This is a genomic window from Candidatus Neomarinimicrobiota bacterium (assembly GCA_022567655.1).
Taxonomy (GTDB): domain Bacteria; phylum Fidelibacterota; class SORT01; order SORT01; family SORT01; genus JADFGO01.
The window spans coordinates 1-8,765 of sequence record JADFGO010000085.1 but is presented as its reverse complement, the minus strand read 5'-3'; the positions used below and the strand labels follow the sequence as shown (position 1 = coordinate 8,765).

Annotated in this window: 8 protein-coding genes; all 8 read right to left on the bottom strand. The window is 44.4% G+C overall.

Features of this window, described 5'->3' with window-relative positions; genetic code table 11:
• Positions 1 to 384, bottom strand: a 384-nt coding sequence (locus IID12_08470; GenBank protein ID MCH8289123.1) for a hypothetical protein, incomplete at its 3' end; no start/stop codon positions are given.
• A gap of 280 nt (positions 385 to 664) precedes the next feature.
• A complete protein-coding gene (clpX, locus tag IID12_08465) occupies positions 665 to 1,906 on the bottom strand; it encodes an ATP-dependent Clp protease ATP-binding subunit ClpX (protein MCH8289122.1) in 1,242 nt (413 codons plus the stop codon).
• A gap of 12 nt (positions 1,907 to 1,918) precedes the next feature.
• Entirely contained in the window at positions 1,919 to 2,509 is a 591-nt protein-coding gene (gene clpP, locus IID12_08460) for an ATP-dependent Clp endopeptidase proteolytic subunit ClpP (GenBank protein ID MCH8289121.1), read from the bottom strand.
• 18 nt (positions 2,510 to 2,527) lie between these two features.
• The gene (gene tig, locus IID12_08455; protein ID MCH8289120.1) at positions 2,528 to 3,829 is read right to left on the bottom strand and encodes a trigger factor; all 1,302 of its coding nucleotides are present in this window, start codon (positions 3,827 to 3,829) and stop codon (positions 2,528 to 2,530) included.
• A 102-nt stretch (positions 3,830 to 3,931) separates the two neighbouring features.
• Positions 3,932 to 4,408: a hypothetical protein gene (locus IID12_08450; protein ID MCH8289119.1), complete on the bottom strand. Its 477-nt coding sequence runs from the start codon at positions 4,406 to 4,408 to the stop codon at positions 3,932 to 3,934.
• Between the two features lie 354 nt (positions 4,409 to 4,762).
• Positions 4,763 to 6,121: a 1-acyl-sn-glycerol-3-phosphate acyltransferase gene (locus tag IID12_08445; GenBank protein ID MCH8289118.1), complete on the bottom strand. Its 1,359-nt coding sequence runs from the start codon at positions 6,119 to 6,121 to the stop codon at positions 4,763 to 4,765.
• 111 nt (positions 6,122 to 6,232) lie between these two features.
• A complete protein-coding gene (locus IID12_08440; protein ID MCH8289117.1) occupies positions 6,233 to 7,087 on the bottom strand; it encodes a hypothetical protein in 855 nt (284 codons plus the stop codon).
• A gap of 24 nt (positions 7,088 to 7,111) precedes the next feature.
• Positions 7,112 to 8,650: a hypothetical protein gene (locus tag IID12_08435; protein ID MCH8289116.1), complete on the bottom strand. Its 1,539-nt coding sequence runs from the start codon at positions 8,648 to 8,650 to the stop codon at positions 7,112 to 7,114.
• Positions 8,651 to 8,765 lie beyond the last annotated feature (115 nt).

Genomic DNA, 8,765 nt, shown 5'->3' with positions numbered 1-8,765 from the left:
TACAACACCCGGGTTATACCAGTAAACGGGACGACGAAGAGTAAAATCTGTAGTCAACATAACGAACACGGTAAGATGAACGTTGCCGTTATCGCTCACGTCCACATAGTCCCTGATTCCCGAAACCCAGCCAAAATCATATACAGAGGTGACCGGGAAATCGAGCTTTGTTCCCGCTGCAGTCTTGCGGATTAAAGCGCCTTTGGTTCCCGGTGTAATTTCCGGCGCTTTATAATCGACAGATGTGGATGATAACGCTTTCAGATCTAAAAGTACGATTCTTTTGGTTGGGTAACCGTGTTTATCACGGTTTCCCTTCCCTGCCGGCGCTGTAGATGCAAACGCCAGCACTGCGATCAATACTAAGACCGTAGCTTTTCTCATAATCTCCTGCTCATTATTTTTTTAATATTTATGAGGGTATTTGTGCTCCTTTCTCTTCATCACGTTTCTCCAAAATCGAAAATCTTAATATATAAACTTCGCGCTGCCTCTCTGTACCTACTCTATGGCAAGCAGGCTGAGCCACCCGTTTATAAATTAAGATTTAATCTTACAGCTCCTCTGAACATATAGAGCCGTGAAAAGTTTGTCAAGTCATTTTTCTTAAATAAGTTATAAATATGAATGTATGTTTTTTGCGATAATGCCATAATTATCCCTGTCAGGCTCTTTTTCGGCGTCTTTTAACCTCCGGTGCTTTTTTTGTTAAAATCACCTCTTCATCAATCAAACACTGGCTAACGTTATTCATAGACGGAATGCTGAACATCACGTCCTGCATGGCTTCTTCTAATATCGCCCTGAGCGCTCTGGCTCCCGTGCCACGGGTTTTAGCCAGTTCGACCACCCTTTTAATTGCGTCCTCATCGAATATCAACTCTATCCCGTCCATCTCGAACAATTTTTTATACTGCTTGATAATCGAGTTTTTCGGCTCAAGCAGTATGCTTCTCAATGCTTTTTCATCCAATTCATCGAGGGTGGCGGAAACAGGCAGCCTTCCAACGAGTTCAGGTATCAGACCGTATTTGATCAGATCGGCCGGCTCGCAAAGATTCAATGTATCGCCTATACTGACGTCACTTGCGCCTATTACTTCAGATCCGAAACCCATCACTCCGCTTTTCACCCTTGCCCTGATTATCTCCTCGAGACCGTCAAACGTACCTCCGCATATAAACAGGATGTCTTTGGTATTAATATTTACAAGCGGTTGTTCCGGATGCTTCCGCCCGCCTTTTGGGGGAACGCTCGACACCGTGCCTTCAAGGATCTTCAGCAGCGCTTGTTGCACGCCTTCCCCTGAAACGTCCCTCGTAATAGAAGGAGATGAGGTCTTTCTTCCTATTTTATCGATTTCATCAATATATATGATGCCCTTCTGCGCTTTCTGAAGGTCATAATCCGCCGCCTGCAGAAGTCTGACGAGTATATTTTCTACGTCCTCCCCGACATAACCTGCCTCCGTCAATATCGTAGCATCAACAATAGTAAACGGAACCTCCAAAAAGCGTGCAAGCGTCTGTGCCATAAGGGTTTTGCCCGTTCCTGTGGGACCGATCAGAAGTATATTGCTCTTTTCGATCTCTACATCCTCGAAAAGCCGTCTGCTGCCTATTCTCTTGTAATGATTGTAAACAGCGACCGATATAGCCTTTTTAGCGTTATCCTGCCCGATTACGTATTCGTCAAGTTCGTTTTTTATTTCTACCGGAACCGGCATCCTTAACTGTTTTTCGATATCCCCGCCATCTACATCCGCCTTGATCAGCTCGACGGACTCGAAGATACATTGGTCACATATTGCAACATTATGACCTTCTATTATCCTGTACGACCGCTCTTCGCTTCTGCCGCAAAACGAACAGGAGAGCGATTTCAATTTTGAACCCTTATCCGCCATGAGTCGTAGCCTCTATTCCTTCTCCCCGGAACGGTACATAATCTGGTCCACTATACCATACTTGACAGATTCTTCCGCGCCCATGAAGAAATTCCTATCGGTATCCTTCTCGATTTTCGACAACTTTTGACCGGTTTCATTAGAAATAATTTTATTCAAAATATCCTTATGATGGAGAATCTCCCTGGCATGAATTTCTATATCTGATGCCTGACCCTGAACACCTCCCCACGGTTGATGTATCATTACCCGCGAATTCGGAAGTATATTGCGCTTCGTTTTAGAACCCGCGGCGAGGAGAACAGCTCCCATGCTTGCCGCCTGTCCCATACACATCGTAGCGCAATCGGGTTTCACATACTTCATCGTATCGTAGATCGCCAGCCCTGCGGTAACGCTCCCGCCCGGGCAGTTTATGTAAATATTTATGTCCTTTTCCGGGTCGTCCGCTTCGAGAAACAGCAATTGCGCGATTATTATGCTTGCAACACTATCGTCGACCGGGCCTCCGATGAACACTATCCTCTCTTTGAGCAGGCGGGAATAAATATCATACGCCCTCTCACCTCTTCCGACTTGTTCTACTACCATCGGTATATACATACCGTTTATACTCCTGATTTAATGGTGATGATTAGCGTTCAGCATCGAATTGAACTCCGCCGCGCTCATCTTTTTTTCATTATATTTTGCGTTTGAACGCAGCGCTTCCATAACTTTCGACTCAAATATATCCTGTCTGATCTTTTCCCTCTGGTCCTTATCGTTTTTCATGCTCAAAACAGCGGTTTTATCTAAGCCGAGCAGCTGAGCGGATTTCTCCATCCAATCGTCAATGTCTGAATCGTTGACCTCAAAACCTTCCCTCCTGTACACCGATTTTCTTATCATGAGCCACTTCATATTCCAGATCGCGCCGGTCCTGTAATTTTCTCTTATATAATCCTCATCTACATCCTCGTTACCGTTTTCCTTAGCACGGGAAATTATCCCGTCGAGATAGCTTTTTATCATCGTTTCGGGTACTTCTATATCGGTCACCCTTACCATCTCATCCGCTAAAGCGTTGTTCACAAGATTACGGCTTTCAGCGTCGTACCTTGCCTGTAAGTCTTTCCTGATTTTTTCCTTTAGTTCTTCAACGCTTTTAAACGAATCGTTTACCTTTCTGGCAAAATCAGCATCTACGTCAGGAAGTATATGCTCTTCAACGCTATTAATACTGAATCTGAAAGTGAAATTGTGGGAATGGTCGCCATGCTCCTGAACAACCCTGACTACTCTTTCATCGCCCGGAATCGCTCCTAATAATTGCTCTGCCGCCTTTTCTCCAAATTCACCCTCACCCAGCTTAAGGACTCTCTTTTCGACCTTTTTCCCGATAATGGGTGTGAGTGATTCGTCTAATTCCTGGATGTCAACTTCGAGATAATTGCCTATCTCGGCGCCCTTCGCGGTATTTTTTACTTCGGCGTATTGTTCTCGTACTTCTTCGATAGCCCTTTTAACATCATCGTCACTGATTTCAACAATATGTTTCAGAACTTCTAAATTGTTTTTCCCGTAATCATAAAGTTTAAACTCGGGTTCTATTTGAACTTCTATGGTCAGCGATAAATCTTCGCCTTCCTTAAAGTTCATATCGACGAGGTTCCCGCTGTCGATAGGCTCTATGTTTGCCTCGCTTATGAAATCAAGATACTGTTTTCTAATCACATTGTCGATGAATTCTGCCTCGATGTCGCTTTTATATTTATTTCTGATCATCGATACCGGCATTTTCCCTTTTCGAAAACCCGGTTCTTTAATGTTTCGGCTGATCATCTGTATAGTACTATCAAATTCATCGGACAGATCTTCCCATGGGATTGTCACATCCATACGAACTATGCTGTCCTCTTTCTTTTCCGTTCTAACCTTCATACATTACTTTCCTTCAATAAAAAGCAGCTCAATTTAGACTCTGCCTTTTCCCTTGTCAAGTTCAATTAAGATGGATTTGATTGAAGTTTGCGGAATTTCTATCTAACGACCCGCAAATAATCCCAGAACTACCACGGACACAACCGCCACCGATGTGAGTGTTATAAACATCCCCTTGCTGGCGCCCGTTAATTGCGCTTCGATCTGCTCAACCCCCTTGGACTCTGCGTCAACGTTTTCCGCAAAGCGTCCCTCCGGATACTTCCGCTTATATATTCTGATGTTCTCCCTTGCTCTGCTCAGCCACTGAGGCGTTTTCTGCCTATCCGCCAGCTCCCTGTAAGAGGCTACGATCATATATAAGGATTCTTCAGCGGCGTTGGATTCAGGAAACATCAGCGTTACCGATTTAAACGTTGCGATGGCATCTTGAAACCTGCTCTCTTTAAAGAAATACTTCCCATTCGTCAGAATATCATCAGGACAGGTTTGCGCGTCTAAAATATCGAAGTTCACAGCTACCGCAATTACGGGTAATGTCAGAAATAGAATAGTTTTGCGTATCAGTGTTCGAAACATTAACGTGGTCTCCTGAGAACTAAATTCAGGATCAATGTATGCTATGTCAAATTTATAATCAAGAATCACGTAAAAACTCACTCCCATCCTTATTCATCTCGCGATTTATGCGTAATCCTCGATTCCCGAGCGAATTCACGTACCCTCACATTCGAAACTGAAACCCATCCGTCATCCCCGGAGTTACTCGGACTGAGCCTGAGGAGACAAGCTGATAGTCTTGGAAATAATAAATTTCTCCGGATTGGAAGTGGCATTTCTATCGTTCCTGAACGTCCAATCCACTCCCCCATCCCTTTCTCGAGAATGTTAATCTATTTTACATAACCCCGATGAAGATCTGTTTATGTTCCTTTACTTAGACACCTGTTGCTGCCGCAGATAGTCCTCCGTGGCAACTTCCAGTATTCCCACTATATCGGATCGCTGCCGGAGAAGTCTTGAGATTAGGACTCGGCGTCGATAGAACAGTGAAATGAACAGCAAATTGCCACGGAGCCGTTTCAATCTATTCCAGTAGTACAATACGAAAAACCCACTCGCAGGCAGCATGAGTCCGTAGGCTATTACCCATTCCACATTTGAAATAGTTGCAACTGCCCAAATTTGAGCGGAATAGAAAGTTGAAAATGTAACGATTCCCATCAGTAACTTGATCGAAGCCCGATACTCTATGCGATTCGTAACTCTGCGTGCAATGAAACCGGGGAGCTTATACGGGAGATAATTATTTATCAACCCATAAATGTGAATCGGCATACCGAGAAGAGAATAAACCACTGTCAAAAGGCTGCGGAGCGAGACAATTTTCTCAAATGAACCCTTTTTAAATAAGTCATCTTTAAGATTCAGACTTAACAACAGCTGCATGTAATCTTCCATCTTCTGTCGTAATGCCTCTACGCGCTCCGGTTCTTTGTGGTTAAAATAATGCACTGAATCCGTGATTGCCTTTGTCAGTCGAAAGTCTTTACCCTCCTGTTCCGGGGATAGATCCACCTCAACCGTCAGACGGTCTTTGTATATTGTTTCTATGTCACTTACAAGTTTATCCAGTGCTTCGTTTTCGATATCGATAGTATGCTGTTCTAAAGATTCTTTAATGCGATCCGTGAGAGCTTTCACAGCTGCCTCCTCAGAGTCCATGTACATTTCGAGAAACTCCGAAACGTCAATTGACTTTGCGAAAGAGATAAATAAGTCACTCCGGAATTCTTCAGGATCGGAGTAATTTAGTCCGACAGGTACGACGACAACTCCCAGTTTGAAGTTGTTTGCTTCCTCCGCTCCCAGCGCTATTCGCGCCGTACCCGTCTTGATCTTCTGTATCCGCCTCTCGACCTGACTAACCCCCTCTGGAAATATGAGTATCGAACCCTTACCAGCTAACACGTCGAAACATTTTCTGAAAACCTCTTTGTTTCTCTCCCTCGCTTCAGAACTCTCGCTTTTACGGTAAATTGGTATCACGAAAAGGTTTTTGAAAAGCCAACGCCTGAATGTTGTTGTGAATAGGTTTCCACGAGCAATGTAATGTAATCTCTTTTTGATGGCCGAACCGATGACGATCGCGTCCATCATTGTGCTGGGATGATTAGCCGCAATAATCAACGGGGCACCTTCAGGGATAAGCTTCTCACCTTGAACTTCAATCTTTCTGAAGAAAACTTTCAAGCTGATATCTGTGATAATTTTGAGGATTCCGTAAAACACGACTATTCCTTGAAATAGTGAACAATCACCGGCTTACATCTCCGGACAATACTTAGTAGGACAAGAGTCTAAACTTGCCCACGTGCGAATACGTTGCACGCTACTAAGGTCTTAGCCCTCTGAAATCGGTTGCGACACTTTCTTGCGCCATTTCTTATACCATTTTGCGGTCTTGAACCATTGACTCCAGCTATCTGCCTTCATGCTTTCATAGAATTTTATTTGGAGTTCCAAAGCATTTTCTAATGTAACGTTCAAAACCCGCTGAGGGGTGCCATGCAAGCCTTCTATTACTACCCATCCATCAGCGAACAGAAATGTAAAATGCCCATCTCCTTCCAATTCCGGGTCCGGAGAAATAAGATTCACATGCAGGACGTTCTTGCCTCTTATGAGCCATCGAAATATGGAACTTGACATCAAAGGATTATTAAGTGGATTATTAGCGCCCTTAATTTCCGATTTGACTAATACCTTTAGGATGCGGAATTGCTCGATGTCGCTGAGGTCTCCATTTGAAATATAATTTGCCAACAGATCAACCTGATAGGAGTATATTTCCACCACGTAATCAACATTGTCCTCATCTATATTCTTTATGAATTCTACATTGCTTTCTTTAACTATAGTGGTGAATTGTTCTCCGGTATCGATAACATGCACTCCTACCCGCCCAAACAATTGTTTAAAAAATTCTAAAACGTTGGGGGACACCTCTATGGATTGCCACCTTTCTAAACTTGTTGCGGCATTCTCAAATCGATATTCCTCCCATGTTCCATCATCATTTAAAACCGCAACTTTGTCATCCCGAGTAATAGCTATCCCGCTTCCAATTTTAATCGAATCGATAGGGATGGTGATGATGGTCGGCTTAACCGTGCCCTCTTTACGCGATGATGTTCCGCTGCAAGCGTATGCCGAAATAAGAAAGATCAGCATGCTGATGAATGAAACGATTTTCATATTTCGCATCCTTTCGCTTTCTATTTACAAAGTCTTGAGGTATTCAATGATAGCCATTCGATTCTCATCGGTCTTAATAACAGACCACATGTCGTGTCCCAGATTGCCGGCACCGGAACGGTTGGTATTGAACCAGTCTCGGTCATTTCCGTGCCGCCTGAAGAGTTCAGACTCGCTTAGCTTCTCCGCTTTTTCATCCAAATAAAGCTTTTGCCCAACTCGTTCAGGGTCAAAATTTTGCGCAGCCACGACGTTGAAGATTTTCGGTCGCTCAGATTCAGGACCAAGGAGATGATAGAGAGTGGGGACGCTCCCGTTGTGGAGGTAGGCATAATTGATCCACACTCCGGTGAGTGGCGTCGCGGCATACCCATCACTCTTTACGAGCTTGCCGTCCTTAGATATCGGAGTTTCGCTAAGAGCATCGATGAACCCTTTCGATACCACATTGATTCGTCCACGATCTGTACCAACATCAACATGTTTGCCTGTCCACTGGACGTTGCCCTCTCCATCATATACGCCATGACACCTAAAGCATCCGACCTCTGTGGAATAAAACAGTTCCTTGCCTTTTGACGCTAGAGTTTCATTAATGTCATAGGGATACTTAGGTGGTTTAATAAAGCTAACCACTTCCATAAATCCACGTTTGATAGCAGGAATAACGACCTGATCAAGTTCCTCATAGGAACGGTCCTTAAACAATTCCATGCAGGACGCAAGCATCGGAATCTCTCCGTGAAAGCTACCGTCAACATACCACCGCTCGAAAGGCGCTTTTGCGGCGAAGTGCCAGAGTGGCGGAATTTTAGCGTCACCTCTGCCTAACTCTTCCACACTCGGCAGCTCACCACCGTGAGACCTAATGTAGAATTCGAGGTAAGCACCAACGTAAGCAGTTGATCGACCGCGAGTCAGCGGATCTGTCTTCTCATGACGACGACGCGTGATGACGCTGTTCACTTTTTTGGCCAGTTTTCGATCGCCCGAAGCTGTGGTGAGGGTTGCCCGCCCTATGAAACCGGTCAGCTGTATGAGAGATTCAACGAGTACTTTTTCATCAAAGAGCTTATTGCCGGCGCCGAAATAGACCTGACCATCGATCTCAGCGATATGACACATGACGCAATTACTCGTGAAACCAAGTGGCTGGCCTGTTCCAAGGTTGGGCGAAACTCCATAGACTTCTGTCATGCTGTTCTCAGGCCACATGACAAGCCCGACCTTGTCTCTCGCGATACTCTTTTGACTCCCTGCTACCGCCCGCGTAACAACATTGCCGTCCAGCAACGATTTAGGGATCCAAAAAGAGCTCTTGTAATTCTCGGTCATGAAGTCGAATAAAGCTCGCTGACGTTCCCCTTCCGACCTGGGATCCTTTGGATCCCATTCGTAAACCATGTTGGCAATATCGGTTTCGAATGTACTGAATATGATTTCCCATGAACTGCTCATCGCAGAAGGTAACCGATCTTGAGAAACGAATATTACGCCACTCAACAGCACCGATGCCAACATGATTGTAAATAGAATTCGTTTTTGATTTGTGCGGTTAGACATTGTTTACTCCCGTCCTCACTAATATTAGAATCTTTAGGTCATTGAAAACCTCACCACACTCCACGACCACTAACTTATGAAAATAAAGGTTACTGTTAGAGTAATGTTTAAAATA

What these genes read in the sequence shown, in the direction of transcription:
- IID12_08440 (MCH8289117.1), bottom strand. Translation starts at nt 7,087, where the DNA reads ATGAAAATCGTTTCATTCATCAGCATGCTGATCTTTCTTATTTCGGCA.
- IID12_08450 (MCH8289119.1), bottom strand. Translation starts at nt 4,408, where the DNA reads ATGTTTCGAACACTGATACGCAAAACTATTCTATTTCTGACATTACCC.
- clpX (MCH8289122.1), bottom strand. Translation starts at nt 1,906, where the DNA reads ATGGCGGATAAGGGTTCAAAATTGAAATCGCTCTCCTGTTCGTTTTGC.
- clpP (MCH8289121.1), bottom strand. Translation starts at nt 2,509, where the DNA reads ATGTATATACCGATGGTAGTAGAACAAGTCGGAAGAGGTGAGAGGGCG.
- IID12_08435 (MCH8289116.1), bottom strand. Translation starts at nt 8,650, where the DNA reads ATGTCTAACCGCACAAATCAAAAACGAATTCTATTTACAATCATGTTG.
- tig (MCH8289120.1), bottom strand. Translation starts at nt 3,829, where the DNA reads ATGAAGGTTAGAACGGAAAAGAAAGAGGACAGCATAGTTCGTATGGAT.